This is a genomic window from Pantoea osteomyelitidis, from assembly GCF_044342975.1.
GTDB classification, from domain to species: Bacteria; Pseudomonadota; Gammaproteobacteria; order Enterobacterales; family Enterobacteriaceae; genus Pantoea; species Pantoea osteomyelitidis.
Genome location: NZ_JBGFSN010000001.1, coordinates 47,773 through 74,710, shown reverse-complemented (window position 1 = coordinate 74,710; position 26,938 = coordinate 47,773). Strand labels below are relative to the sequence as shown.

Sequence of the window (26,938 nt, the reverse complement as noted above, 5' to 3'; positions counted from 1 at the left end):
ATGGCAGCGCCAGCGATGAAAATTCTGGTTATCGGCCCGTCGTGGGTCGGCGATATGATGATGTCGCAAAGTCTCTATCGCACCCTCAAGGCTGAGTACCCCGAGGCAGTCATCGACGTGATGGCACCTGCATGGTGTCGTCCGCTGTTATCGCGCATGTCGGAAGTGAACCAGGCGCTGGCGATGCCGCTGGGGCATGGCGCGCTGGCGATCGCGGAACGACGCCGCATCGGCAAATCCCTGCGCGCCAGCGGCTACGATCGCGCTTACGTGTTGCCTAACTCCTTCAAATCGGCGCTGGTGCCCTTCTTCGCCGGGATAAAACAGCGCATCGGCTGGCGTGGCGAAATGCGCTACGGCCTGCTGAACGATGTCCGCGTGCTGGATAAAGCCGCCTTCCCGCTGATGGTGGAGCGCTATGTGGCGCTGGGCTACGACAAACATCGCATCGCTTCCGCGCGCGATCTGCCCCAGCCCCTGCTGTGGCCTCAGCTACAGGTCAGCGATCAGGAGATGCTGGAGACGGCGGCGCTGTTCTCGCTCTCTGCCGAACGTCCGATGATTGGCTTCTGCCCCGGCGCGGAGTTTGGTCCGGCGAAGCGCTGGCCGCATTATCACTACGCCGCGCTGGCGCAACAGCTGATCGCTGACGGCTACCAGATTGTGCTGTTTGGCTCGGCGAAAGATCGCGATACCGGCAACGAGATTATCCAGAGCCTTGAGGAAAGTGCGCGCGTCCACTGCCGCAACCTGGCGGGCGAAACCCAGCTGGAACAGGCGGTTATTTTGCTGGCGACCTGCACCGCCGTAGTGACCAACGACTCAGGTCTGATGCATATCGCTGCCGCGCTGAACCGTCCGCTGGTGGCGTTGTATGGACCAAGCAGCCCTGACTTTACGCCGCCGCTGTCGAAGCAGGCGCACATCATCCGTCTGATCACCGGCTATCACAAAGTGCGTAAAGGCGATGACGCTCAGGGCTATCATCAGAGCCTGATCGATATCCAGCCTTCGCGCGTGCTGGAAGAACTGAATAAGCTGTTACGTACACCGCAGGAGAAGGCATGCACGTCTTGATTGTTAAAACGTCCTCAATGGGCGACGTGCTCCATACGCTACCGGCTTTAACCGATGCGATGCAGGCCATTCCGGGCATCTGTTTTGACTGGGTGGTGGAAGAGAATTTCGCTCAGATCCCCGGCTGGCATCCTGCCGTTGATAAAGTTTTGCCGGTGGCGATTCGCCGCTGGCGCAAACACTGGTTCGGCAGCCAGCAGCGCGAGGAGCGTGTGCTGTTTAAACGTGAACTGCAGTCACGCACCTATGACATCATTATCGATGCGCAGGGTCTGGTGAAAAGCGCCGCGCTGGTTACGCGTCTGGCGAAAGGGATAAAGCATGGCCAGGACAGCCGCAGCGCACGCGAGCCTTTCGCCAGCTGGTGGTATGACAAGCGCCATGAGATCCCCAAGCAGCAGCACGCGGTAGAACGAACGCGCGAGCTGTTCGCCAAAAGCCTCGGCTACGAAAAACCCGATACGCCTGGCGATTACGCCATTGCCGATCATTTTCTCTCCACCCTGCCCGACGATGCTCATCACTATCTGGTCTTCCTGCACGCCACCACGCGTGATAACAAGCACTGGCCGGAAGCGCACTGGCGCGAATTGATCGAGCTGATGCAGCCCGCCGGACTGCGTATCAAGCTGCCTTGGGGCGCCGAACATGAATATCAGCGCGCGCTGCGGCTGGCGGAAGGTTTCGATTACGCTGAGGTACTGCCGAAACTTTCGCTGGAAGAGGTGGCTCGCCAGCTGGCGGGAGCCAAAGCCGTGGTATCGGTGGATACCGGCCTGAGTCATCTGACCGCCGCGCTGGATCGGCCCAACGTCACGCTGTATGGCCCCACCGATCCGGGATTAATTGGCGGTTACGGGAAAAACCAGATCGCGATGAAATCGGACAACGGCGACCTTGCCCATTTACCGGCCAGTGCGGTTGCTGAGCGTTTACGGGCAGTTATGGCGGAAACCGCATCATGAATTATGTGCTGATCTATCTGCTGCTGGCGCCGTTCAGAACCCTGATGCGACTGTTTTATCGCCCGACCGGCCGCAGTCTGGTGATCCAGACAGCAAAAATCGGCGATTTCATTAATATCACGCCGATGTTGCGCGCGTTAGGCCAGACCGAGGTGTTAATCAGCCAGGCCGTTGAGCCGCTGGCGCGTCACGACGATACCATCTCACGTTATTTTCTGATTGAAACCTACAAGCGCAGCTTCTTCAGCAAGCTGAAGCTGGCCTTTATCCTGATGAACCGTTACGACAAGGTCTATCTGGTGCAGCCGAACAGCGTTAATCTCTTTTTTGCCGCGCTCTGCAACGCGCCCGAAAGGCAATTTTTACGCACCTACGTACGTAAAAGCTATCATGCCGTTTTCTACCGCCGCGCAACGGGCATTGTGGAGCACGGCAAGCAGGATCTCACGCTCGACAGTTATCTGAAGCTGATCGATCGCGATTATCGTTATACCGATTTTCCCAAGCACGCCACCTCGCCGCTCTGGGTTCCGCCTGAGCCTCCCGCCGCGCTTTCCGCACCGCAGGGCATTAAAATCGGCATCAGTATCTCAGCGGGTAATAAAGCAAAAACCATCCCGCCCGGCGTCTGGTTGCAAATCATGGAGAAGCTGAGCGATCTGCCCTGCACCTTTTACGTATTTGGGCCGCCTGCCGAACAGCCCTGGCTGGATGAGCTGTTAGCTCTCACCGGACCACGGGAAAATATTGTCAGTCTTATCGGGCAGTTAAAGCTTGAAGAGGTTCCCTGGGCTATCGCACGGATGGATTTCTATATATCTTCTGATTCAGGTAACGCCTATATCGCAGATGCAGAATCCGTTTCTATAATTATGCTATATGGGCCTTGCGAAGTCAGGGAACAGCGTCCGGTAAATAATGTACTTTTCATCGGGCCTGATAATATTCCGGCGTCTACCTTTGTTTTTGCTACGCGTTTTCATTTTGACCAATCTGCACAGGTTCTGTTTGGTCTCGATGAAAAAAAACTAGAGAAGATTCATAAATTTATTACTACAAACGTAGGATAGCAAAGTGTAATGGCAATTCATCGGCTTGCTGGCTGCATTCAGCAAAGTAACCTTCTCATCAACACCTTGTCAGACGCTGATGAAGATGTGGTGCATGTCGCGTTCGGTATCAACGATTCCTATGCGCGTGGAATGGGTATTTCTCTTTTCTCACTGTTTAAAAATCATCCGGACACGCCTTTCCATGTCCATATTTTTTCCGATGCTTTAGCGGCAGAAGAGATCGACAGGCTGCGCCTGCTGGCGCAGGATCATCGCGTTGCTATTACTCTGCATATTTTCAGTAAAGAATGGCTGGAAAACCTGCCGGAAGTGGGCCGCTATCCCAAGAGTATTCACTATCGTTTTCTCATCCCCGATACGGTCGCGCAATACAGCGATCGGGTGATCTATATTGATGCCGATACGCTGGTCGTTGGCGATTACTCACCGTTGTTTACCCTGGATATCGGTGATTACACGCTTTGCGCCTGCAACGATACGCCGCGCGCGCGTCAAAACCAGTGCCCGAAGCTGGGACTAACGTCAGGCAACTATTTCAACTCCGGCTTTATGTTAATCAATATTCCACGCTGGCTGGCGCAGCACGCCACGCAACGTATTACCGATGTGCTGATCGACCGTGGCGAGGCGTTTGGCTTTCCCGATCAGGATGCGCTTAATATCGTGCTGGAGCGGGAAGTGATGATCCTGCCGGAAAAATACAATCATATTTACGACATTATCGCCAACAAGGTCTGGCACAACGTGCGCGTGTCTGACGATACGGTCATGATCCACTTTACCGGCAAATGTAAACCCTGGCATGCCTGGGGCGGCAGCGATCTCTCCCTTCTCTATTTCGATTATTATCAGCGCTCTCCCTGGGCGTCGCAGTCACTGGATCTGCCGCGTCACTATAAAGAGATGAAACGGTTTGCACGCATCAAATGGCATCAGAAGCATTATGCAGAAAGCGCTGCCTGGATGTTCAGCTACATGAGACATAAATTTTTTCATTGAGGAAAAGAATGCGTATCGCTCAGTTAGCAAAAACCCTTGGAACGGAAACGACGCGCGCCACGCTGTTTTACTGTCTCACCGTCATCTCGATGGCTTTTTTTTTGCTGTCCGGCGAAGTCTCCCGTAATGCTTACTACCTGCTAACCTATCTCGCTATCGCCATCTTTATCTGGCTGGTATGGCGCCAGGATCGCAAAATCGTTTTTTACTGGATCCCCACACTGCTGCTGCTGCTCGGCCTGAGCAAGTGGCTCTGGGCGACGTTGACCACCAATCATCAACTGCCGCTGATTGCGGAGCATTACCGCATCAGCGGTAAGCGTATGATGTTGGGCGCTTTTGTGCTGTATGTTATTCACCGGCTGAGTCCGCAGTGGCGCATTTCTCCCCGTCTGGCTCAGGCTGGCGCGCTACTCTTCAGCGTACTGATTTGCGTGATTACCTTCTTTGCCGTGGAGACTTTTCTGCAAACCGGCGAGCGGCCTAAAATCAACTCCGACGCCGCGACCTCAGGCGCCTACATGTTTACCTTGCTGGCGATGGTGACGCTCTGGTCTATCCGCCAGGCTTTTCCCCGTCACTATCCGCTGCCCTTTTTCCTGATTTTGGTCGTCTCTTATCTGCTGCTCGCCGTCACGGAAACCCGATCGGCTATTTTGCTTTTTACGCTGTTTTGTCTGGCAGCGATGCTGCACCACATCCTGATAGCGCCGTGGCGCTCGCGTCTGATCTGGATTATGGTTTTTGCCCTGCTGCTGGCTGGCGCGATCTTCAGCGCAGCAAAATATTCCGATCGTTTGCTCAATCGTGTTGAAACGGTACAGACCGAAATTGAGCAATATAATCAGGGCAATCCCAGCACCTCGATTGGCGGTCGTTTTGGCATGTGGCAGGCGGGACTCTGGGCCTTTACCCAGCATCCCTGGGGGCAATCCGCCGACAGCCGTAACCAGCAGGCTAAAATCTGGCTGGACGCGCATCAGCCCCATAACGAAATCGCTTATCTGAATATTCAGTACCACACCCATAACGATATCGTGGAAAGCCTGTCGCTGCAGGGTGTTGCAGGCGGCATCATTATGGTGGCCTTTTTTCTGGCGCTGTTAATTGTGCCGCTCAGCGGTCGGAAGCGGCACTTTGAATGTTTGCTGTTGTCTATACCGGTCATCTATTTCAGTATGGGTGACTCACAGTTTTATAATCGCGAGTCGCCCTATTTCATCCTGCTGACCTGGGGTTACCTTATGATGATGCGACAGCTTGCCCCGCGTGATGCACTTACTGTGAAAAAAGCGTAGTTATGTCAGAAAAATTACCAGCGCCGCTGCTCAGCGTCATCACCCCGATGTTCAATGCGGGCAGCATGTTCGATGCCTTTATGCAGTCGCTGCTGGCGCAAACGCTTTCATCGCTGGAAATTATCATTGTGGATGATGGTTCTACAGACGGCTCTGGTGAGCGCGCCGATAGTTATGCGCAACAGCATGCTCATATTCAGGTTATCCATCAGGCCAACGGCGGCGTATCACGCGCGCGCAACGCCGGGCTGGCTATTGCGAAAGGTAAATATGTCACCTTTCCGGATGCCGACGATACCCTGAGTCCCGAGATGTACCAGACGCTGGCGACCATGGCGGAAACGGATAATCTTGATGCCGCGCAGTGCAACGCGGAGTGGTATTTCCAGCGCAACCAGCACGTAAAGCCGTTAATCCCAACGGACCGCTTGCGCAGCACCGAGGTATTGAGCGGTCCGCAATGGCTGAGCACCGCACTGGCAACCCGTCGCTATCTGCATGTGGTCTGGCTGGGTATTTATCGCCGCGAGCTGATTGAAAAAAACCAGCTGCTGTTCGAGCCGGGGCTGCATCATCAGGATATCCCCTGGACCACTGAATTTATGCTCAACGCGCAGCGCGTACGTTATACCGATAAGATTCTTTATCGCTATTACATGCATGACGCCTCCATCAGCAACCGTAAACGCACCGGCCAGCGCAACGTTGAGTATCAGAGTCACTATCTGAAAATCGCCCGAATGCTGGAAGAGATCAATAATCGCTATCGCGATAAGGTTAAAATCTCCAGCGCGCTTCACTATCAGGTGACGCACGAAGCGCTCAGCGTTTGTCACAGTGTGCGCCGCGAACCGGATCCTGAAGCGCGTCGCGCCATTATTGCGGATATCTTCGCCACGCAAACGCATCGCCGTATGCTGCGTAACGCGCGCGGCCTGAAACAGTGGTATCAGCTGCTGCTGTGGCTGAGCCGTATCTGGCGCTGGCGTAACAAATAAGCCGTTGTTGGCTTTAACCCCTGTGGGGTTTGTCCTACAATCCGCTCACTGAATCCTGAGAAAACCTGAGTATGGCAAGCCTGATTCCAGCGACCTTTTCACCGCAAAATATTCTGCTTATCAAGCTACGCCATCATGGCGACATGTTGCTCACCACGCCCGTTATCAATGCCCTGCGCCAGCGCTATCCCCAGGCAAACATTGATGTTTTGCTTTATCAGGAGACCCGGCCGATGCTGGAGGCGCATCCGGCGGTACGGCATCTGCACGTTATCGATCGCAAATGGAAAAACGACGGAAGCTGGCAGAAGATGCGTCATGAACGCGACTTGCTCGCCGCCGTGCGCGCCAGTGATTACGATCTGGTGATTAATCTGGCGGATCAGTGGCGCAGCGCCATCATCACCCGCCTATCCGGCGCGCCGGTCCGCATCGGCTTTGCCTTTAAAAAGCGCGACAACGCATTCTGGCGCGCGTGCCATACCCTGTTGGTCCCGACCGATCATCACAACAAGCTGCATACCGTTGAGCAAAACATGGCGGCGCTGGCGCCGCTGGGCATCAGCACCGAGGGGGCGAAAGCCTCGATGCACTATGCGCAGGCTGACTGGCAGCAGGTTCAAGCACTGCTTGAGCAGCAGAACATTCACGAACCCTGGATTGTGGTGCAGCCTACCTCACGCTGGGTCTTCAAATGTTGGGATGATGAGAAATTCGCCGCGACCATCGATAGCCTGGCCCGACAGGGCCGCAAAGTGCTGCTCACCGCAGCGCCCGATAAAAAAGAGCTGGCGATGATCGACCACATCCAGTCGCTTTGCCGCGCTGAAAATGTGATCTCGGTAGCCGGAAAGTTCTCGCTGCCGCAGTTGGCGGCGCTCATCGATCATGCTCAGCTTTTTATCGGCGTGGATTCCGCCCCGATGCATATGGCCGCCGCGCTGAATACGCCCTGTATCGCGCTTTTTGGCCCGACGAAATTACAGCACTGGCGTCCGTGGGGAGAGAACAACCGCGTTATCTGGGCGGGCGATTACGGCCCGCTGCCCTCCCCGGATTCGATTGATACCAAAACCGAGCAGCGTTTTCTCTCGGCGATCCCGGTTGATGATGTGGTCGATGCGGCGAGGAGCTTGTTACATGACTAAGTTACGCCTGGCGATCGTCCGGCAAAAATATCGTCCCGACGGCGGCGCGGAACGCTTTATCTCACGCGCGCTGGAAGCGCTGGATAGCGACCAGCTGGACCTCAACATTATTACCCGCAGCTGGCAGGGCACGCCGAATCCCGGCTGGCATCTGCATATCTGCGATCCGGCGAAACTGGGGCGCGTATCGCGCGAGCGCGGTTTCGCCCGCGCTGCCCGCGCCTGCTGGGAGCGCGAAAAATTTGATATCGTTCAAAGCCATGAACGCATTGCCGGTTGCGACATCTTCCGCGCCGGTGACGGCATTCATCGCGTCTGGCTTGAGCAGCGCGCGCGCATCGTCTCGCCGCTGCAACGCCTGAGCGCAACCTTAAGTCCTTATCACCGCTACGTTTTACAGGCCGAAGCGGAAATGTTTCATTCCCCGGCGCTGAAAGCGGTGATCTGCAACTCGCTGATGGTGAAGCAGGATATTATCCGCTGCTTCCGGCTCGACGCCGATAAAATTCACGTTATCTATAACGCGATTGACGCCAACCGCTTTCAGCCCGCCAGCGAAGCCAGCCGCCACGCCACACGCCAGCAGCTGAATCTGCCGCAGAGCGCCACGGTGATGATCTATGTGGGTTCCGGTTTCGAACGTAAAGGGCTGAAGGCGGCCATTGAGGCGATTGCCCGCAGCGACCGCTACCTCATCGTGGTCGGTCAGGATAAGCAGTTAAAACGTTATCAGCAGCTGGCGAATCAGTTGAACTGTCTGGACCGCCTGCGCTTTGTCGGCGTACAGCAGGATGTGCAGCCGTTTTATCATGCGGCGGATGCGCTGCTGCTGCCGACGCTTTACGATCCTTTTCCCAATGTGGTGCTGGAAGCGATGGCCTGCGGCCTGCCGGTGATTACCAGCACAGGCTGCGGCGGCGCGGAATTTATTGAGGCGGGCCAGCAGGGTTTTGTCTGCGACGCGCTGGATATCAATGCATTAAGCGAGGCGATTAGCGCCATTCCTGTGCTTTCACAAAACTCAGCGATGGGAGAAGCCGCACGCCGCAGAATCATGCCTTATACGCCGCAACATCTGGCGCAGTCGCTGAATTTGCTTTATGAACAGGTATTAAACCACGTCTGACAAAGTGAGATGAGCGAGCGCAGGGTTTCTGCTAACATGCCGCAATCTCGGATTTTTTGACCATCTCTGACGCAAACGTGTCGTAACGGTAATTATGACAACAATTTACACAGCCCTGCTCTATCTGATTCAGCCGCTGATTTGGCTGCGCCTGTGGCTGCGCGGACGAAAAGCGCCGGCTTACCGTAAACGCTGGGCAGAGCGTTACGGCTTTTGTGTCGGCAAGGTGAAACCCGACGGCATCGTGCTGCATTCGGTTTCCGTAGGCGAAACGCTGGCTGCCGTTCCGCTGGTTCGCGCATTGCGCCATCGCTATCCCACGTTGCCGATTACCGTTACCACCATGACGCCTACCGGTTCAGAGCGGGCGCAGTCTGCTTTTGGCAAAGATGTGCATCACGTTTACCTGCCTTACGATCTGCCAGGCTCCATCAATCGTTTTCTCGATACGGTGAATCCGCGGCTGGTGATCATCATGGAAACCGAGCTGTGGCCGAATATCATTCGCATCCTGCACAAGCGCAACATTCCACTGGTCATTGCCAACGCGCGCCTTTCCGCCCGCTCGGCGAAAGGGTACAAAAAGCTGGGCGGGTTTATGCGTCAGCTGCTGCAATGCATTACCCTGATCGCCGCTCAGAACGCTGAAGATGGCGACCGCTTCCTGGAGCTGGGCCTGAAACGCTCGCAGTTGGCGGTCACTGGCAGCCTGAAGTTTGATATTTCCGTCACGCCGGAGCTGGCGGCCAAAGCGGTCACGCTGCGACGCCAGTGGGCGCCGCGCCGTCCGGTCTGGATCGCCACCAGCACCCATGAAGGCGAGGAGGCGATCGTGCTTGATGCGCACCGCCATTTGCTGCAACAGTTCCCCGATCTGTTGTTGATTCTGGTGCCGCGCCATCCTGAGCGCTTCAACGATGCGCGCGAGCTGACGCAAAAACGCGGATTCAGCTTTACCCTGCGCAGCAGCGGCGAAATTCCTTCCGTGAATACTCAGGTAGTGATTGGCGATACCATGGGCGAGCTGATGATGCTGTACGGCATTGCCGACCTGGCGTTTGTCGGCGGCAGCCTGGTGGAGCGCGGCGGCCATAATCCGCTGGAACCAGCGGCGCATGCCATTCCGGTGCTGATGGGACCGTATACCTGGAATTTCAAAGATATCTGCGGCAAGTTGCAACAGGCGGAAGGGTTGATTACCGTAACGGATGTCGCCTCACTGGAAAAAGAGGTGACGAATTTGCTGCAGGATGATGACTATCGCCGCTATTACGGCCGTCATGCTGTGGATGTATTGCATCAGAATCAGGGAGCGTTGCAGCGTTTGCTGCAACTGCTCGAACCTCACTTGCCGCCACGGACTCACTAATGACCACACGCCAGCGACTTTCGGTGGTGATGATCGCCAAAAATGAAGCTGAACTTTTGCCGGACTGCCTGGCGTCAGTTAACTGGGCAGACGAGATTATCGTGCTGGATTCAGGTAGCCAGGACACAACGGCAGAGATTGCCCGCAACAGCGGCGCAAAAGTATTCCATTCAGAGATCTGGCCAGGCTACGGCAGGCAGCGCCAGCTGGCGCAAAGTTATGCCAGCGGCGAAATGATTTTGATGATCGATGCCGACGAGCGCGTAACGCCCAAACTGCGCGCAGCGATTGAAAAGGTGCTGGAACAGCCGCCCTCCTCCACCGTTTACAACATCAGCCGCAGCAATCTGTTTCTGGGCCGCTTTATGCGTCACAGCGGCTGGTATCCCGACCGGGTAATGCGACTCTATCCTCGTACGCTGCGCTACAACGATAACCTGGTACACGAATCGCTGGAAACCGCCGGCGCGCCGGTGGTGGCGCTACAGGGCGATTTGCAGCATCTTACCTGTCGTGATTTGATCACCTTCCAGCGCAAACAGCTGGCGTACGCCGATGCCTGGGCGCGAGAACGTCATCAACGCGGCAAACGCTGCTCGCTTTTCTCGGTTTACAGCCATACGCTGGCTGCTTTTATCAAAACCCTGTTGCTACGCGCCGGTTTTCTCGACGGTAAGCAAGGATGGATGCTGGCAGTGGTGAATGCGCAATACACCTTCAATAAATATTCAGCGCTTTGGGCGCTCAATCACTCCACCCCGGAGAGCAATTTATGAGCACCAAAGCCATTTATCCCGGCACCTTTGATCCTTTTACCCGGGGTCATCTGGATATTGTCATCCGCGCCGCGCGCATGTTTGACCATATCGTTCTGGCGATTGCCGCCAGCCCGAGCAAAAAGCCGCTGTTTAGTCTGGAAGAGCGCGTCGATCTTGCGCAGCAGGTGACGGCGCATCTTGATAACGTCGAGGTGATGGGGTTTAGCGATCTGATGGCGAACTTTGCCAAAGCGCAGCAGGCGAACGTGCTGGTACGCGGGCTGCGCGCGGTTTCTGACTTTGAGTATGAGTTACAGCTGGCGCAGATGAATCGCCATCTGCTGCCGGGGCTGGAGAGCGTGTTCCTGATGCCGTCCGAAGGATTCTCCTTCGTCTCTTCATCACTGGTGAAAGAGGTGGCGCGCCACGGCGGCGAGGTTGAGGCTTTTCTGCCTGCGCCAGTTCATCAGGCGCTGATGGCAAAACTCTCTCAGGCCTGATTCACTGGCCGCACGCGGCGGCTATCGCTGTTAATGCTGGCAGTTTGGGCACCAGTAAGTGCTGCGCTGTCCATGCTTTCCACTGACAATCGGCGTCCCGCAGACGTTGCAAGGTTCCCCGGCGCGACCATAAACCTGGAGCTGCTGGGCGAAATAGCCCGGTTTGCCGTCGCTCTGCAAAAAATCACGCAGCGTGGTGCCGCCCTGCTCAATAGAGCGCAGCAGTACCGCTTTGATGGTATTGGCCAGCAGACCAGCCTGCTCTTCGCTCAGGCTCATCGCCGGACGATCGGGTAAGATCCCGGCGGTAAACAGTGATTCGCTGGCATAAATATTGCCGACGCCCACAACAATTTTGTTATCCATCAGCCATGGCTTGATCGCGGTGCGTTTGTTGCGCGACTTCTCAAACAGATAGCGACCATCAAATTCCTCGCTAAGCGGCTCCGGTCCCAGATGGGCCAGAACGTTGCTGCCCTGTAAATCGGTGCTCCACAGCCAGGCACCAAAGCGACGCGGATCGGTATAGCGCAGCACCTTGCCGTTGCTCATCACCAGATCCACATGGTCATGTTTGGCCGCTGGTTGCTCTTCCGGCAAAATACGCAGGCTACCTGACATACCGAGATGGATGATGATCCAGCCGGTCGGCAGTTCCAGCAGCAGATATTTGGCGCGGCGCTGTACGCTCAGCACCGGCTGATCGCTCAGAGAATGAATTTCGCGGGAAACCGGCCAACGCAGACGCGGGTTGCGCACCACCGCGTGCAGAATGGTTTCACCCACCAGATGCGGTTCAATGCCACGACGACTGGTTTCCACCTCAGGTAATTCAGGCATGCCATCTCCTTAAAAATTTCGCTGATACAAACAAAAAACCCGGCCGGAGCCGGGTTTTTCGCAGAGAACCAAAATTATTTAATTTTGGCTTCTTTGTAGATCACATGCTGACGTACAACCGGATCGAACTTTTTCAGTTCCAGTTTCTCAGGTTTAGTACGTTTGTTCTTCGTGGTGGTATAGAAGTGACCTGTACCAGCAGAGGAAACCAGCTTGATCTTCTCACGAATACCTTTAGCCATGATTCAGTTCCTTAGTACTTCTCACCACGGGCGCGCATATCGGCCAGAACCGTATCGATGCCCTTCTTATCAATAACACGCATACCTTTAGCAGATACACGCAGAGTAACGAAGCGCTTCTCGCTCTCAACCCAGAAACGGTGTGAGTGCAGGTTCGGCAGGAAACGGCGTTTCGTCGCGTTCATTGCGTGGGAACGGTTGTTACCCGTCACCGGACGCTTTCCAGTTACCTGGCAGACTCGTGACATTTCTATTCTCCAAAAATCAAATCAGCTCGAGCTTTAAAAATTAGGTCTTGGCCGCCTCGTCAGGCTCGTAGCCCATCCAGGCGAGTTCCATGTGAACCCGCTGAGCAGGCCTAAACGCCAAACCCGAGATTCTCAAAGGTGGCGTAGTATACGCCGGTCCGCGCCAGTGCTCAAGTCCCGAACAAATAAAGATCCCGCCGGATCGCGTAAAAACGCCCCGTTTACGTCTGTTATGTGGTCAAAAACTACAGCCAGCCGCGCTCGGCAAAGGAAACATATTCGCCGCGACCAATCACAAGATGATCTAATACACGAAGATTAAGCAGCACGCACGCCTGACTTACTTTTTGCGTAATCTCTCTGTCAGCCTGACTCGGCTCCGCGATGCCGGAGGGGTGATTGTGCGCCAGAATCAGAGCGGCGGCATTGCACTTCAGCGCTTCGCGGACAATTTCACGCGGGTGTACCTCAACGCTGTTAATCGAACCGGCAAACATCTGCTGCGCATGTAGCACACGATGCTGATTATCCAGAAACAGCACCATAAAGACTTCACGCTCCTGATGCGCCAGCACGCTCTGCAGATAGTGCCGCGTGACCTGCGGGTTTTCCATGACGTTTTCCCGCGCCAGTTGCGCAGCGAAAAAGCGTTTCCCCAGTTCGGCAACGGCATGTAATTGCGCCAGCTTAGCCTCGCCAATTCCTTTTACTGCGGTTAGCTCCTGCCTGCTGGCGGTCATGACGCGGTATAACGAGCCGAATTCGTCCAGTATCTGCCGCGCCAGCAGCAGCACGCTGATGCCCGCCGCGCCGGTGCGTAAAAAGATAGCCAGCAGCTCGGCATCGCTGAGCGCGACTGCGCCCATCTGCTGTAATTTTTCCCGTGGCGGTAGATTATCCATTGCGGCGTTCTCCCTGAATGCGGATTTATCATGCCGGGCCGCCTGGCTGCGCGCCACTCTCGCTGTGCATTTTTTCGGGACGTCTCGCAAAGGCCGCAGGGAGTGAACAGGCGGACAGCGCGCGCTGTGGTAAAATTCCCTCATTGTGACGCGCAAGGCGCGGCTAACTGTATAATTGAGGCGGACAGCATGACGGGATTAGCCGGTAAAAAAATTCTTCTTGGCATCAGCGGCGGTATTGCCGCTTATAAAGCGCCTGAGCTGGTGCGCCGACTGCGCGATCGCGGCGCGGATGTCAGGGTGGTGATGACCGAAGCCGCCAAAGCCTTTATTACGCCGCTGAGCCTGCAGGCGGTATCGGGTTACCCGGTTTATGATGACCTGCTCGACCCGGCTGCCGAAGCCGCCATGGGCCATATCGAACTGGCGAAATGGGCCGATTTGGTGATTCTGGCGCCGGCCACCGCCGACCTTATCGCGCGCGTCACGGCTGGCATGGCCAACGATCTGCTGACCACCGCCTGCCTGGCCACCGCCGCGCCCATCGCCGTAGTGCCCGCGATGAACCAGCAAATGTATCGCGCCGCGGTGACGCTGGAGAACCTTGAGCGCCTTGCCGCGCGTGGCATGATGATTTGGGGGCCGGACAGCGGCAGCCAGGCCTGCGGCGATGTCGGTCCCGGTCGTATGCTTGATCCGCTGACGATTGTTGACCACGCAGTAACCTGGGCATCGCCCGTCAACGATCTGCAACATCTCAACATTATGATTACCGCTGGTCCTACGCGTGAAGCCCTTGATCCCGTTCGCTATATCACCAATCACAGCTCGGGCAAGATGGGATTCGCCATTGCCGCCGCTGCCGCAAAACGGGGCGCAAAGGTGACCTTGATTGCCGGGCCGGTAACCTTACCGACTCCGGCATGGGTAAAACGCATTGACGTCACTACCGCGCTGGATATGGAACAGGCGGTAATGAGCGAGATAATCAAACAACATATTTTCATTGCCAGTGCAGCCGTGGCAGACTACCGGGCGGCAGAAATTGCCGCAGAAAAAATCAAAAAACAGGGTGACGTTGAAAGCGTTACTCTGCAACTGGTGAAGAATCCTGACATTGTCGCAGGCGTTGGCGCGCTGACCGAAGGTCGACCCTTTGTGGTTGGATTTGCCGCAGAAACCCGGAATGTGGAAGAATACGCCCGACAAAAAAGGGTACGAAAAAATCTGGACCTTATTTGCGCCAATGATGTGTCGAAAACCGGACAGGGTTTTAATAGCGACACTAACGCGCTTCACCTTTTTTGGCAGGAAGGAGAAAAAGTCTTACCGCTCAGCGATAAGAGGCTCCTTGGCCAACAATTATTAGACGAGATTGTCAGCCGTTATGATGAAAAAAATCGACGTTAAGATTCTTGATGCGCGCGTCGGCAAAGAATTTCCGCTGCCGACCTATGCGACCTCGGGTTCTGCCGGGCTGGACCTGCGCGCCTGCCTGGACCATGCGCTGGAACTGGCACCTGGCGAAACTATTCTGGTGCCGACCGGACTGGCGATTCATATTGCCGATCCCAGCCTGGCTGCGGTTATCCTGCCGCGCTCAGGCCTGGGCCACAAACATGGCATTGTACTGGGTAACCTGGTGGGCCTGATCGATTCCGATTATCAGGGCCAGCTGATGGTCTCGGTCTGGAACCGCGGCCAGGATAATTTTACCGTTCAGCCAGGCGAACGCCTCGCTCAGCTGGTCTTCGTGCCGGTGGTTCAGGCTGAATTTAATCTTGTGGAAGATTTTGACGCCAGCGTGCGCGGCGAAGGCGGCTTTGGCCATTCCGGTCGCCAGTAAACGCAGTTTTTCCTTTTACGCATCTGTTGATATTCACTCTTTCTCTCCATGAGACTCTGTCTCATGGCAGATGCGTGGTATTGCCTGCTTTGGGTGAATTTCAGGGGTTTTTAAGGTCATGGCAGAAAAAATAAGCGCGAAACGGAATCGTCGCGAAGAAATTTTGCAATCACTGGCGCAGATGCTGGAATCCAGCGACGGAAGCCAACGTATTACCACCGCAAAACTGGCGGCCAATGTGGGTGTATCGGAAGCGGCGCTTTATCGTCATTTCCCCAGCAAAACACGCATGTTCGACAGCCTGATTGAATTTATCGAAGACAGTCTGATTACCCGCATCAATCTAATCCTGAAAGATGAAAAAGAGACCATGACGCGCCTGCGTCTGATTGTTCATCTGATTCTGGGATTTGGTGAGCGTAATCCGGGGCTGACGCGTATTCTCACCGGCCACGCCCTGATGTTTGAACAGGATCGCCTGCAGAGCCGTATTAACCAGCTGTTTGAACGTATTGAGGCGCAGCTTCGTCAGGTGATGCGCGAGCGTAAAATGCGTGAAGGGGAAGGTTTTCGCACCGATGAAAGCCTGCTGGCGAGCCAGCTGCTGGCATTTTGCGAAGGGCTGTTGTCGCGCTTTGTGCGCTCTGAATTTCGCTACAGCCCGACGGCGGATTTCGATATTCGCTGGCCACTGCTGGCGACGCAGCTGGTGTAATCTGGCGGGCAAAGCCCGCCTTATCTTTAATTAAATCCCATACTCTTTCTGGTAAGCGCGCACGGACGCCAGGTGATCGGCCATCTCCGGCTTCTCTTCCAGATAGGCGATCAGATCGGTCAGCGTAATAATGGCGGTGACATGGCAACGGTAATCGCGCTCTACCTCCTGAATCGCAGAGATATCGCCGCGCCCGCGTTCCTGACGATCGAGAGAGATTAATACGCCAGCCAGCGTCGCGCCGTTGGCGCTGATGATTTCCATCGATTCACGGATTGCTGTACCGGCGGTAATGACATCGTCCACTAACATGATCCGACCCTGCAGCGGGCTGCCGACCAGAGTGCCGCCTTCACCGTGATCCTTGGCCTCTTTGCGGTTAAAGCAGTAAGGCACGTCGCGATCGTGATGGTCTGCCAGCGCAACCGCTGTGGTGGTGGCGATGGGAATGCCTTTATAGGCAGGTCCGAACAGCAAATCGAAATCGATGCCGGCATCAACCAACGCCTGAGCGTAGAAACGACCTAACAGCGCTAAATCGCGGCCGCTGTTGAACAGGCCTGCATTAAAGAAATAGGGGCTTTTACGTCCGGACTTCAGGGTAAATTCACCAAATTTCAGAACCTGCTTATTCAGGGCGAATTCAATAAACTGACGCTGCCAGGCTTTCATTTCTCACTCCTCAAATAAAGAAAAGGCGACTCTGAGGTCGCCTGTTACATCAATTTTCCAGCGCCGCTTTCTGCGCCTCAATTAAGCTTTCGATACCGCCACGCGCTAATGCCAGCAGTTCGAGTAATTCCTCATGGCTGAACGGCTCGCCCTCTGCGGTGCCCTGCACCTCGATCATGCGGCCATCTTCCAGCATCACCACGTTCATGTCCGTTTCAGCGGCTGAATCTTCCACATACTCCAGATCGCAACGCGCTTCCCCTTCCACGATCCCCACGGAAATCGCCGCCACCATGCCCTTCAGCGGGTTGGCTTTGAGTTTGCCGTTCGCCACCAGCGTGTTAAGGGCATCGGCCAGCGCCACGCAGGCGCCGGTAATCGAAGCGGTACGCGTACCGCCATCGGCCTGGATGACGTCGCAGTCGAGAGTGATGGTGAACTCACCCAGCGCCTTGAGATCAACTGCCGCGCGCAGCGAGCGGGCGATCAGTCGCTGAATTTCCAACGTGCGGCCACCCTGCTTGCCTCGCGCCGCTTCACGCGCCATACGGCTGTGGGTTGAACGCGGCAGCATGCCATATTCGGCGGTGACCCAGCCCTGGCCCTGGCCTTTCAGGAAGCGCGGCACGCCCTCTTCAACGGTGGCGGTGCAAAGTACTTTGGTTTCGCCAAATTCAACCAGTACGGAACCCTCGGCATGTTTGGTGTAATGACGAGTCAGTGTGACGGGACGCACCTGCTGTGCGCTACGGCCTGCTGGACGCATGGTTTCTCTCCGGCTTGCTAATGATTGGCTGCGCATTATACGGGCTTCCGTCCATGCTGTCTTGCGGCGCCGGTTAATAGCCCACGCAGGCTGGGGCATCGACACGCATAACCGACGCCTGCGCGAAACGCTTTTTATAAATGTCGCGCAGCTCTTCAATATGGGTGTTATCAGCAATCTCAACGCCGTGTATCAGCACCAGCGCCTTGCTGTTTGCCTTGACCCACCTGCCGCTGTTGTCCGGCCACACTCTTTGCGCGTCATAAATGGCGATACCCTGTTTAAAGCGTGGCGTGACCTCGTTATCAATAAAGTCTTGCCAGTCGACGCTACTGATTGCCGTTCCCTGCGTAAACCAAAGGGTGGTTTGCATCATCATCTCTCCTCCGGCGCAGACTGGTTGCACCCGGATGGCGGGAGGCGGCGGAGGCGGAGCCTTACAGCCCGACAGCAATAAGATCAGTATGACAGGAACCCACGTTAAGCTTTTCATTATCCCCCGACTGAGCTGAAAAATGTGCCAGTACTATGATAAGTGCCTGTCGCGAAAAGGCGAAGATTTTCGCCATTATCCTTAAAACGTGCTTATTCCTGTTATGGCGAAGCCTGCCTCGCTATAATTCAGGCAATCTTTCTGAAAATGAGTACCGCTTATGATCCGCAGTATGACCGCTTACGCCCGCCGCGAAGCAAAAGGAGAATGGGGCAGCGCCGCCTGGGAGCTGCGCTCCGTCAACCAACGCTACCTGGAAACCTATATTCGTTTGCCGGAGCAGTTTCGCAGCCTGGAGCCGGTGATTCGTGAGCGTATCCGTAATCGCCTGACGCGCGGCAAAGTTGAATGCAACCTGCGTTTCGATGCCGATCCCAGCGCACAGGGCGAACTGATGCTCAACGAGTCGCTGGCGAAACAGCTGGTGCAGGCGGCAAACTGGGTAAAAATGCAGAGCGATGAAGGCGCAATCAATCCGCTGGATATCTTACGCTGGCCTGGCGTGATGTCGGCGCAGGAGCAGGATCTCGATGCTATCAATGCTGAGCTGCTGAAGGCGCTGGATATCGCGCTGGATGATTTTATCGCCGCCCGCGAAAGCGAAGGTGCGGCGCTGAAGACCTTGATTGAGCAGCGTCTGGAAGGCGTCAGCGCGGAAGTCAGCAAAGTGCGCGCGCAGATGCCGGAAGTGGTGAAATGGCAGCGCGAACGACTGGTGACCAAACTGGAAGAAGCTGAGGTTCAGCTGGAAAATAATCGTCTCGAGCAAGAACTGGTGATGATGGCGCAGCGTATCGATGTAGCTGAAGAACTGGATCGTCTCGATGCCCATGTAAAAGAAACCTACAACATTCTGAAGAAAAAAGAAGCTGTCGGCCGCCGTCTCGATTTTATGATGCAGGAATTCAACCGTGAGTCGAATACCCTGGCCTCTAAATCGATCAATGCAGAAATCACGACGTCAGCGATTGAGCTGAAGGTATTGATCGAGCAGATGCGCGAGCAGATTCAGAATATTGAGTAAAAAATCACGAAAACGTATTAGCTAACAGAAACCCTAAAAGCCCGTACTCTGGCGGGCTTTGTTGTATCCATCTGCCAGCATTAGAAGCAACCAGACGCACGCTTCGCGCGTACCTTATCGCTACTGATATGCTGCGGACACGACGAATTTTCGAATACGACATCAAACGGCATACAATCCAGGTATGCCAAGCACTAAAATTTCAGGCCTCACAGGAACTAACCACACTGAAACGGTCTCGTTAATGTACGAAAAAATTACGCACAAATACTGTGATGGCAACGTACAGCATTCAAAGAGCTGGAACGAACGATAATAACGAGGGTTTGCGCCCCTCATCGCTTATATTTCCAGAGCAATATTTAATAAAACCATCAGAAACAATGGCATGGACGTTACTTTACTATAATACCAGAATATTTGTTTAATAGTTGCGGGGATAGATTTATTTCTTTCAATGTAACAATTAATTGACACTCTAATAATGAAAAATGGAACTATCGAAAATAATATAATCATATTAATTATCACCCAGCCCTGAAATTCATCATTAATTCACCGTCTGGAAAAACCCCTAACCTCTGTAATGCTATCCATTGCGATCTCCATAAGATAAACCGTGGTTATTATAGGGATAATTGTGATGTTTTAGAGCCGGTATTGGCTAAGGAATAGTTCAAAAATGCGGTCAGATAAACTCTGCTTGTGGACGCCTCTACAACGCATGACATTAAATCATAATTGCAGACCATAGCATTACCGGCTCCAACCTTATTTGACCGTGATTTCAAAAGGTGCTTCAAACTAAAACGGGTTGTTTACAACAGCTATTAATCCGGATAATTACGTTGCGCATATAATAATTAACCATTGAATGGTAAAGGTTTTATCGAGTATTCAGAACTATTAATATAAATCTCTATAATGCTTAATTCCAGCGCAATTCTGTTTGATTAATTTTTTTCCAAAACAACACCAATTTTTCCCATAAATTATTTTTCAAAGCTCAGCAAATATCTTCATTAACTCACCAGCATCAAAAGACGATAAATACATCTTTAAACAATAATCCAATCTGACTTGACTTATTTCTATTCTGTCATGACGCGAATGGCTGGCCCGTTTGTAGGAAAATACTGACAAAAGCCATAATATGTAAGAATATTCGCTGTGGTATAGAGAATTATCTGTCTTTATTCTTATGACAATCTGATTAAAATTTACGTAAAAAACAGCCCCCATTATTCTGCTGTGGAAGTTATAACCGGAGACGTATCCGCGTTTCCGAATCTTTTTACGTGAAAACTGAGTAAAAAAATGAAAGAGTATAAATTTAACGATTTCTTGCTTCGTTCAGACAATATTTTGTTAAAAAATGATCAGCCGATTAACTTGCCGCCAAAAGAAGTTAGCGTCTTGCGCTTTTTAATTGAAAATGCTGATAAAATTTTAACGAAAGAGCAAATTATTGAAAAAGTCTGGAATGGCGGTATCGTTTCTGATGAATCCCTGACCAGGTGCATTTACGTTATCCGCAAAATGCTGGAGCAAACCGATAAAAATAAATACATTAATACGTTATACGGCAAAGGCTACCGTTTTATTTGTCCCATCATTGAGCGTGATATCTCCGCTCATGCCCTGGCGCAACAGGAAAATAACATTCGCATCGCTGTATTTCCCTTCACGGTAAATAACAGTGATACGTTAATGCTACACGATCAGATTCAGGATCTGTTGCACAACCTGAATGATGGCACAATCACCATCCTGCCTTCGGTATTTACCCGCCATGGGACTGATTATGCAAGCATTCTGAACATCCTTCAGCTGCTGAAAACGGATTATTATATCTCCGGCACTGAAGTGACGCCTGAGGGCGAAGCGCCTGTCATCAGGCTGGAACTGGTCAGAACAAAAGATCATGCGGTTATTTTTCGTGAAGGCGCCACGCTGCTCTCACCCAACCAGAATGAATTACGTCATTCGCTGGAAAAAACGCTCAGGACGCTGATAGCGAAAACGCAGCAGGAAAAGCTGTCACCATTTGAGAAAATAGAGGAGTAAACAATCTCTGGCTGGTAATAATCGTTTTCCAGCCAGCTTTCATTGAAGGCGTGGCTTTATTTCAGAGTGCGCGCCTTTTTTCTTTTCATCCCTCGGCTCACCTGTATAAATGCTATGGTTAAGTTCCTGCTTTTTGTTTTTTCTTTTTTGTTCTCCTGTGCCGCAAACGCCACCTGCTGGCAGCTCGCTGAAGAGACATTCCATATTGATGGCAAGTTGCTGATGGCTATTGCCCAGGTAGAATCTGCGATGAATCCCCGTGCGATGGGTAAAAACAGCGATGGCAGCTGGGATACCGGTCTGATGCAGATCAACAGCCGCCACCTGCCCGCCCTGCGTAAGTCTGGCGTTAACGAATTTATGTTGCAAAACGATCCCTGTATTTCCGTGCTTACCGGCGCGGCGATCTTATCTGACATGATGATGGTATATGGCTACACCTGGGAAGCAGTGGGGGCGTATCATGCCGGAACGGCAAAAAACCGTCACCAGCAGCGCATGAATTATGCGGCGAAAGTCTGGCGGTATTATCTGCGGGAGAAAGAAAAAGTGGTTAAGCCTGAATAAAAGCGCGCGGCATTCAGGCCACGCCTTAACTTGCGATACGACTTTCAGATAAAAATATAATCATTCCGGTGAGGCTTAAACCCGGACCGAATGGAAATACCGCCTTTTTATTTCCGGTAATGATAAAAAACAGCGCGGCAAGCAAAGTTATTAATGCAGCAAATAAACAGAGCAGGGGCAGCGCTTGCCAGCCCAGCCAGGCGCCTAAGGCGGCCAGCAGCTTACAATCTCCGCCGCCTAATCCCTCTTTTTTTAATAGCCAGAGGCTGAGCTGTCGCAGGATGGCGAAAACCAGATAACCCGCTATCGCTCCCCAAACCGAAGCCGTCACAGCTTCGTTGATTATTGTGTGAAAACACAATCCTGACCATAACAGCCCCAGGGTCAGGCAGTCGGGCAGCAGCAGATGGCGAATATCAATCACCGTCAGCATAAACAGCAGATATCCCAGCAAACAGCAGGCAAACAGCAACAGCGTATCGGCAAAAAAGAAGGTACAAAGGGCGAAATAACCTGCAACGGCCAGCTCGGTCAGCCACAACCGCACCGGAATAGCGTGGCAGCAATGGCGACATTTTCCCTGTAGCAGGGTCCAACTGATAAGCGGAATATTTTCCCACCAGGCCAGTTTGTGCAGGCAGATAAAACAGTGCGAGGAGGGAAAGGCGAGCGACATGGGATAGGGCTGCGTCCCGGTAATCGTCAGGGGTAAACGCTCAATAACCACGCCGGCAAAGCTGCCCATTATCGCACCGACGAAAAACATGAGCAGAATGGCCAGAATGCGCCCGGCATCAGGGCCATGACTCAACAGATCGGCGGTTAACGTCATGATGGTTGCCCCCAGACCAGCAGCGCCTCAACCTGAATATGTTTGCTGTTTTCGGCCGGAAGCAGCACCACCTGACTGAGTTGTACGCCCGTCGCGTCGTTAAGCTGGTCTACCCAGGCAATAAAGCGCGGCAGCGTCGTCTCACTCATGCGCAGCCGCGCCTGTTGTTTATCACTTTCCATCAGAATGAGATTGATCCCCGCTTTTGCGGCGCGCTCTTTCACCGCCTGTACAGGCTCGCTGACCTGCAGCGCTTTTACCGTTAGCGCATGCTTTTTTGCCAGCGACAATATCGCCTGCACGGTTTTTTCATTATGTTCAATGCGCAGCCGCCGCGCCTGCATCATATTATTCAGCGTGACCAGCGCTCCTGCGCTAACCAGGAGCACCCCTGCCAACAGAATACACTTCAATTTCACGTCATAAGCTTCAGTGATTTTCTGGCAAAAAGCGTTAGCGCGCCCTGCGGTAAAGTTCAATAACATCGGCAGTGCCATCCTGATTCTGTTTTATTTCAAGTCCGGTCTCTTTCTTCAGTGCGGTAATAAATGCTTCCGCCGAAGCGTCACCTTTGATATGCAAGCGCAGACTCAGCGGCGTGGAATAATATTCCAGCTTTGTAACGCTCATGCCCGAAGAGGTTTGTTTTATGCGGTCAATAGCTTGAATCAATTGCGCAAAACCAGGATCTTGCTGTTTAGCCTTACGCTCAAAATCATATTTAAGATTGTGAGGCAGACGGCTCTGCGGAAAGTAACGTTGATAAAGCGTTTGCGCCTGATTTTCTGTACGCGTAGCAATTTCATTCAGCTTATACAGACTAAACAACTGTGAAGCGAAAAAAATGATGAAACTATAGGCTATAGCCATAATAAGAAATGCGTTAACCTTTTTCTCGTTATTGTTATTCGCCGTAAAGCTGGTCAATATATTGTCATGGCTGCGAGGCGGCGCTGAAGCCATCATGCGCCAGACGGAGCGGCATGAAACATGGTATTTCATCTCTATATCATCAGGAATAACATCGCTGCTGATGATTTCCGCCGCAGGCAGCTGCTGAATAAATGCAGGCAATAACGAGGGTGACACTTCGGCAAATTCCGTTTCGCCATACCGTACCAGCCAGTTTTCATCCAGCTTCGCCAGGGTGATCCTATTGTTGTGATAATCGAGCAATAGCGCATCCGGCACGGCCCTGACAACCTGCAGCCCGGCCTGGCTACAGAGATCAAGCCAGCGTTGCAGAACAGCCTGCGGCACGGCAAAGGCGTCAAGCCTCTTCCCGTTGCGTTGCATGACGTGCCAGTGCAGATCCTGCGCCTCCGGCACGCTCTCCTCGGCCATCCACGTCAGGGTTGACGACAGATCCCGCAGCTTTTTATCCGGCAGGGTAAAGCGCCGACACAGAATTTCACAGGCAGGCAGCAGCAGACAAACCCGCTGCGCCAGCGGGTGACCACTTAACGTATTTAACTGCTGCGGATGCTCCAGCACGCGTGGCGTCATATCCTGTGAGGTAAACCACCAGAGGCGTGAACTCAGAAAGGAGTCGGGCCGAACGAACAGAAAGGCGTGCATTGATCACCACCGACGTTGATTAATAGACATAGCGATGATTCCAGATGAAAGCGCTATTCTCTTCCTGAGAAAAATAGATTTCGCTGCTAACGGTGAGCGCATGTTCTTCATCCGTAACGGTTATCTGGCTTCGCCAGAAATGACTCCGCACGCTGAGCAGCTCTTCAAACAGCGACAGCGGAATCGATGTCTCGTAGCTGATTTTCATCCAGGCCTGGTGCACCGCCTTAAGCGTTTTCCAGCCGCCCTCCGGTCGCGCCGCAATCAACGCCTGAGCTTTCTCCAGACTGAGATAAGGCGTGAACAGCGCGGTCAGCAAGGGTGCCTGCTCTCTGGTCAGTTGATTGATATCCACTCGTGCCTGACGCGAAGGCAGCAGGCAAAGCGGCGACGACCGATCGTCTCTGATGAAGGCCCGCGCTGCCGCCGGTAATTCATTTTCCTGATACAACAGCGTTTTGCGCCTTACGACTTCGCTGGCCGGTGTTTGCAAAGCGGAAAAACGCTGTAAAAGCGCTTCCGCGATGTCACGATCCTGCGCAGGCGCCAGCAGGCCGGCCAGCATAGTCAGGTAACGCTGATGTGGTTCTGAATCTGCTCTTTCCACAGAAAAAGGCAGCTTCGCCAGGGTGTTGAGATTGAAACAACGCTGCGCGCTTTCCAGCTTTCCCGCAATGCGCCAGGTGGTGCCGGCCAGATTCAGCTCTCTGTGCCATCTCTGAGCAGACAACATGCTCCGATCGGGCTGCGCCATTTTTTTCAGCAGCCGTTTCTCTTCGCTATTGATGAGCCACTGTTGCGTTTGCAACGCTTTAATCGCCTCTACCCGCTGGAAATTACTGACAAATAGCCCGTTCATCTTCACCGCCAGCAGCGACATCAACGTAACCAGAATCAGCACGATAAGTATCGCTACGCCCCGCTGCGATGGGGATGCAGGCTTTGTTGCTTTGCGTTTCATTCAGCAGCCCGCTCGGTTGTCCTGTTATCAAGCTCAATAACACGCATCAGGTTTCCCGCATCGGTATGAAAAACCCAGCGCCACGATCTGCCGTCTGCGAGGCTGAATTCCGCCGCCACCCGATCGGGACGAGCGTCAGCGCGCCATTGGGTTTTCCAGCCACCGTCATAAAAGGACCATTTCACAGAGACGACATCTTGCAGAAAAACGTGCTCGCTCCGAATCCCGCCTTCAACCTGGATAGTGCGCACAAGCTGATGCTCTTTTAGCTGCCAGATGACCTTTCTGATCTGCCGATGCTCTGCGTCATTCAGTTCAGAAAACGGATTTTTGGTTGTCCAGGAGAAGCTCTGCTCGCTCACGGTGATGAGCGGCTCAGCAGCCACGACCTGGTAAAGATCGCGCCGCAATATCAGCCAGAGGCGTTGCAGCTCGCTGGCCGAGGCCGTTTTATGCTGCATCTGCCCGCTGATTTCATTCGCACCGCGTAATAGCTGCCAGCCCATCACGCTCATGATGGAAAAGATTAGCGTGGCAATAAGCACTTCCAGTAAAGTGAATCCCTGCTGGTTTTTATGGCGCCTGTTCATCCTCATCACTCAGTGCTAACTGATAAATCACGGTCCGGGGATCGTCCTGTCTGACGACGGTGATGATCCGCGCCGCGTCATCTTCGCCATCCGCTGCGCTTTCCTGCCAGAGCCAGCCGCCCACAGAATGCTGCTGCGTTAAAGCGACGCGATCGTTTTCTAACAGCGCGTTTTCCACAATCCAGCTTGCGGTCAGCATCTCAGCGAGCCTTGCGCTCTCCCGCCCCCCCAGCATCAGGCTCTTCATCAACGCCAGCGCGGCAACGGAAAAAATCGCCAGGGCAACCATGACTTCCAGCAGCGTCATGCCAGCCTGATTATTGACGCTGCGGCGCTGTTTGCAGCTCAAACGGCGTCCCTCCTGAAGAAGAAAGGATGTAACCTTTGCCGGTCACAGGATGGGTAAACGACAAGGTAAAAACAGATGCTTCGCCATCAGGCAGGAAGAGAACCTGCGGAACCAGCGAAATCACGGGAGGAAGCGGCTGACCGTTCAGCGCCACCTCCAGCTCATCGGGAAACAGACCACTGCCGGGATAACGTCCGCTTTCCAGCGGCATCCAGATAAGGCGCTTGCTGCGTTCGCCCGGAGAAGCGAGCTGCAGCAGCTGATAATGCCCTTCGCTCAGGGCGATCCCGACGGGCTGATGCGTATACACCGCCCGGTCGGCGGCATATTCAAGCAAGGCGCGGAACCGTTCGCCAAACCGTTGCTGGCTGGCTCTTTCCGGTAAAAAGGTGATAACCGCCATGGCGGCGACGGCAGCAATCACCATCACCAGCATCACCTCAATCAGCGTAAAACCCTGCTGCCTGGTGATCGGCCTACTGCTCATCCAGCTTCCAGTTACCGATATCGTCTTCGGTATGCGCTTCGCCATCAGGCCCCATCGAAAAAAGATCGATTTTTCCATGCTCGCCAGGACTGACGATAATGTAATCATTTCCCCAGGGATCGCGCGGCAGGCGGCGGATATAGCCTTCTTCACGATAGTTTTTCGGCACCGGCGCCAGTTCGGGTTGCGTGACCAGCGCCTGGATGCCCTGATCGGTGGTGGGATAGCGATGGTTATCGAGTTTGTACATATCCAGCGCGCTTTCCAGCGCAACGATATCGCTGACGGCCTTTTGCTTATCCGCCCGCTCTTTGTTTCCCATCAGATTCGGGATCACCATGCTGGCCAGCACGCCAAGAATGACGATCACCACCATCAGTTCCATCAGGGTAAAGCCAGACTGCGATGAGATATGACGCAGCGCGCGGTTTGGAGTAACAAACATAGC

The 26,938-nt window shown here is 53.7% G+C and carries 32 protein-coding genes; 17 read left to right on the top strand and 15 right to left on the bottom strand.

The window, feature by feature from the left end:
* Positions 1–15: 15 nt before the first annotated feature.
* From rfaF to coaD, 11 genes are all read left to right on the top strand, one after another.
* Complete coding sequence (rfaF, locus tag ABU178_RS00360; RefSeq protein ID WP_397210875.1) at positions 16–1,077, top strand: ADP-heptose--LPS heptosyltransferase RfaF; 1,062 nt, start codon at positions 16–18, stop codon at positions 1,075–1,077.
* Positions 1,065–2,042 carry a lipopolysaccharide heptosyltransferase RfaC gene (rfaC, locus tag ABU178_RS00355; RefSeq protein WP_397210873.1) on the top strand — a complete coding sequence of 326 codons (978 nt, stop codon included), beginning with the start codon at positions 1,065–1,067 and terminating at the stop codon, positions 2,040–2,042. The genes rfaF and rfaC overlap by 13 nt, the downstream gene beginning before the upstream one ends.
* On the top strand, positions 2,039–3,112 hold the full coding sequence (locus ABU178_RS00350) for a glycosyltransferase family 9 protein (RefSeq protein ID WP_397210872.1): 1,074 nt from the start codon (positions 2,039–2,041) through the stop codon (positions 3,110–3,112). The genes rfaC and ABU178_RS00350 overlap by 4 nt, the downstream gene beginning before the upstream one ends.
* Positions 3,113–3,121: 9 nt before the next feature.
* On the top strand, positions 3,122–4,114 hold the full coding sequence (locus tag ABU178_RS00345; RefSeq protein WP_397210870.1) for a glycosyltransferase family 8 protein: 993 nt from the start codon (positions 3,122–3,124) through the stop codon (positions 4,112–4,114).
* A gap of 8 nt (positions 4,115–4,122) precedes the next feature.
* A complete protein-coding gene (locus ABU178_RS00340) occupies positions 4,123–5,412 on the top strand; it encodes an O-antigen ligase family protein (RefSeq protein ID WP_397210868.1) in 1,290 nt (429 codons plus the stop codon).
* Between the two features lie 2 nt (positions 5,413–5,414).
* The gene (locus ABU178_RS00335; protein ID WP_397210866.1) at positions 5,415–6,410 is read left to right on the top strand and encodes a glycosyltransferase; all 996 of its coding nucleotides are present in this window, start codon (positions 5,415–5,417) and stop codon (positions 6,408–6,410) included.
* Positions 6,411–6,481: 71 nt separating this feature from the next.
* Entirely contained in the window at positions 6,482–7,558 is a 1,077-nt protein-coding gene (gene rfaQ / locus ABU178_RS00330; RefSeq protein ID WP_397210864.1) for a putative lipopolysaccharide heptosyltransferase III, read from the top strand.
* Positions 7,551–8,684: a glycosyltransferase family 4 protein gene (locus ABU178_RS00325; protein ID WP_397210862.1), complete on the top strand. Its 1,134-nt coding sequence runs from the start codon at positions 7,551–7,553 to the stop codon at positions 8,682–8,684. Before rfaQ ends, ABU178_RS00325 begins: the two co-directional genes overlap by 8 nt.
* A 94-nt stretch (positions 8,685–8,778) precedes the next feature.
* Positions 8,779–10,053: a lipid IV(A) 3-deoxy-D-manno-octulosonic acid transferase gene (gene waaA / locus ABU178_RS00320; protein WP_397210860.1), complete on the top strand. Its 1,275-nt coding sequence runs from the start codon at positions 8,779–8,781 to the stop codon at positions 10,051–10,053.
* Positions 10,053–10,829 carry a glycosyltransferase family 2 protein gene (locus ABU178_RS00315; RefSeq protein WP_397210858.1) on the top strand — a complete coding sequence of 259 codons (777 nt, stop codon included), beginning with the start codon at positions 10,053–10,055 and terminating at the stop codon, positions 10,827–10,829. The genes waaA and ABU178_RS00315 overlap by 1 nt, the downstream gene beginning before the upstream one ends.
* A complete protein-coding gene (coaD, locus tag ABU178_RS00310; RefSeq protein WP_397210856.1) occupies positions 10,826–11,311 on the top strand; it encodes a pantetheine-phosphate adenylyltransferase in 486 nt (161 codons plus the stop codon). Before ABU178_RS00315 ends, coaD begins: the two co-directional genes overlap by 4 nt.
* A gap of 30 nt (positions 11,312–11,341) precedes the next feature.
* Here coaD and mutM read toward each other — a convergent pair whose 3' ends face one another.
* The 4 genes from mutM to radC form a co-directional block, all read right to left on the bottom strand.
* Entirely contained in the window at positions 11,342–12,151 is an 810-nt protein-coding gene (gene mutM, locus ABU178_RS00305; protein ID WP_397210855.1) for a bifunctional DNA-formamidopyrimidine glycosylase/DNA-(apurinic or apyrimidinic site) lyase, read from the bottom strand.
* A 74-nt stretch (positions 12,152–12,225) separates the two neighbouring features.
* A complete protein-coding gene (rpmG, locus tag ABU178_RS00300; protein WP_001051798.1) occupies positions 12,226–12,393 on the bottom strand; it encodes a 50S ribosomal protein L33 in 168 nt (55 codons plus the stop codon).
* Between the two features lie 11 nt (positions 12,394–12,404).
* Positions 12,405–12,641: a 50S ribosomal protein L28 gene (rpmB, locus tag ABU178_RS00295; RefSeq protein WP_130832740.1), complete on the bottom strand. Its 237-nt coding sequence runs from the start codon at positions 12,639–12,641 to the stop codon at positions 12,405–12,407.
* Between the two features lie 245 nt (positions 12,642–12,886).
* Positions 12,887–13,543, bottom strand: coding sequence for a RadC family protein (gene radC, locus ABU178_RS00290; RefSeq protein ID WP_397210842.1), 657 nt, complete (start codon positions 13,541–13,543; stop codon positions 12,887–12,889).
* Between the two features lie 189 nt (positions 13,544–13,732).
* Between radC and coaBC the strand changes: the two genes are divergently transcribed.
* The 3 genes from coaBC (at position 13,733) to slmA (ending at position 16,104) form a co-directional block, all read left to right on the top strand.
* Entirely contained in the window at positions 13,733–14,953 is a 1,221-nt protein-coding gene (gene coaBC / locus ABU178_RS00285) for a bifunctional phosphopantothenoylcysteine decarboxylase/phosphopantothenate--cysteine ligase CoaBC (protein ID WP_397210840.1), read from the top strand.
* Complete coding sequence (dut, locus tag ABU178_RS00280; protein ID WP_397210838.1) at positions 14,931–15,389, top strand: dUTP diphosphatase; 459 nt, start codon at positions 14,931–14,933, stop codon at positions 15,387–15,389. The genes coaBC and dut overlap by 23 nt, the downstream gene beginning before the upstream one ends.
* Positions 15,390–15,507: 118 nt before the next feature.
* A complete protein-coding gene (slmA, locus tag ABU178_RS00275; protein WP_397210836.1) occupies positions 15,508–16,104 on the top strand; it encodes a nucleoid occlusion factor SlmA in 597 nt (198 codons plus the stop codon).
* A 30-nt stretch (positions 16,105–16,134) separates the two neighbouring features.
* On the opposite strand, the gene pyrE is transcribed toward slmA, so the two are convergent.
* The 3 genes from pyrE to ABU178_RS00260 all read right to left on the bottom strand — a co-directional run bounded on the left by pyrE (position 16,135) and on the right by ABU178_RS00260 (position 17,921).
* The gene (gene pyrE / locus ABU178_RS00270) at positions 16,135–16,776 is read right to left on the bottom strand and encodes an orotate phosphoribosyltransferase (RefSeq protein ID WP_397210834.1); all 642 of its coding nucleotides are present in this window, start codon (positions 16,774–16,776) and stop codon (positions 16,135–16,137) included.
* Positions 16,777–16,825: 49 nt separating this feature from the next.
* Positions 16,826–17,542: a ribonuclease PH gene (gene rph / locus ABU178_RS00265; RefSeq protein ID WP_397210833.1), complete on the bottom strand. Its 717-nt coding sequence runs from the start codon at positions 17,540–17,542 to the stop codon at positions 16,826–16,828.
* A 73-nt stretch (positions 17,543–17,615) separates the two neighbouring features.
* Positions 17,616–17,921 (bottom strand): DUF3574 domain-containing protein, encoded by a 306-nt coding sequence (locus tag ABU178_RS00260; RefSeq protein WP_397210831.1) that lies wholly within the window; start codon positions 17,919–17,921, stop codon positions 17,616–17,618.
* 274 nt (positions 17,922–18,195) lie between these two features.
* On the opposite strand from ABU178_RS00260, the gene ABU178_RS00255 reads away from it, so the two are divergent.
* The 3 genes from ABU178_RS00255 (at position 18,196) to ABU178_RS00245 (ending at position 21,693) form a co-directional block, all read left to right on the top strand.
* Entirely contained in the window at positions 18,196–19,059 is an 864-nt protein-coding gene (locus tag ABU178_RS00255) for a YicC/YloC family endoribonuclease (protein ID WP_397210829.1), read from the top strand.
* Positions 19,060–20,376: 1,317 nt separating this feature from the next.
* Positions 20,377–21,126: a winged helix-turn-helix domain-containing protein gene (locus tag ABU178_RS00250; RefSeq protein WP_397210827.1), complete on the top strand. Its 750-nt coding sequence runs from the start codon at positions 20,377–20,379 to the stop codon at positions 21,124–21,126.
* Positions 21,127–21,240: 114 nt separating this feature from the next.
* Positions 21,241–21,693 carry a transglycosylase SLT domain-containing protein gene (locus tag ABU178_RS00245; RefSeq protein ID WP_397210825.1) on the top strand — a complete coding sequence of 151 codons (453 nt, stop codon included), beginning with the start codon at positions 21,241–21,243 and terminating at the stop codon, positions 21,691–21,693.
* A gap of 25 nt (positions 21,694–21,718) precedes the next feature.
* On the opposite strand, the gene ABU178_RS00240 is transcribed toward ABU178_RS00245, so the two are convergent.
* From ABU178_RS00240 to gspG, 8 genes are read right to left on the bottom strand one after another with little or no spacing between them, the layout of a single operon-like run.
* Positions 21,719–22,525, bottom strand: coding sequence for a prepilin peptidase (locus ABU178_RS00240; protein ID WP_397210823.1), 807 nt, complete (start codon positions 22,523–22,525; stop codon positions 21,719–21,721).
* Positions 22,522–23,010, bottom strand: a complete 489-nt coding sequence (gene gspM, locus ABU178_RS00235) for a type II secretion system protein GspM (protein WP_397210822.1) — start codon at positions 23,008–23,010, stop codon at positions 22,522–22,524. The genes ABU178_RS00240 and gspM overlap by 4 nt, the downstream gene beginning before the upstream one ends.
* Entirely contained in the window at positions 22,979–24,103 is a 1,125-nt protein-coding gene (gene gspL, locus ABU178_RS00230) for a type II secretion system protein GspL (protein WP_397210820.1), read from the bottom strand. The genes gspM and gspL overlap by 32 nt, the downstream gene beginning before the upstream one ends.
* 19 nt (positions 24,104–24,122) lie before the next feature.
* The gene (locus ABU178_RS00225) at positions 24,123–25,064 is read right to left on the bottom strand and encodes a type II secretion system protein GspK (protein ID WP_397210819.1); all 942 of its coding nucleotides are present in this window, start codon (positions 25,062–25,064) and stop codon (positions 24,123–24,125) included.
* A complete protein-coding gene (locus ABU178_RS00220; protein ID WP_397210817.1) occupies positions 25,061–25,654 on the bottom strand; it encodes a prepilin-type N-terminal cleavage/methylation domain-containing protein in 594 nt (197 codons plus the stop codon). Before ABU178_RS00220 ends, ABU178_RS00225 begins: the two co-directional genes overlap by 4 nt.
* The gene (locus ABU178_RS00215; protein ID WP_397210815.1) at positions 25,638–26,003 is read right to left on the bottom strand and encodes a type II secretion system protein; all 366 of its coding nucleotides are present in this window, start codon (positions 26,001–26,003) and stop codon (positions 25,638–25,640) included. Before ABU178_RS00215 ends, ABU178_RS00220 begins: the two co-directional genes overlap by 17 nt.
* Positions 25,972–26,490 carry a type II secretion system minor pseudopilin GspH gene (gspH, locus tag ABU178_RS00210; RefSeq protein WP_397210813.1) on the bottom strand — a complete coding sequence of 173 codons (519 nt, stop codon included), beginning with the start codon at positions 26,488–26,490 and terminating at the stop codon, positions 25,972–25,974. The genes ABU178_RS00215 and gspH overlap by 32 nt, the downstream gene beginning before the upstream one ends.
* Positions 26,480–26,935, bottom strand: a complete 456-nt coding sequence (gspG, locus tag ABU178_RS00205; RefSeq protein ID WP_397210811.1) for a type II secretion system major pseudopilin GspG — start codon at positions 26,933–26,935, stop codon at positions 26,480–26,482. The genes gspH and gspG overlap by 11 nt, the downstream gene beginning before the upstream one ends.
* Positions 26,936–26,938 lie beyond the last annotated feature (3 nt).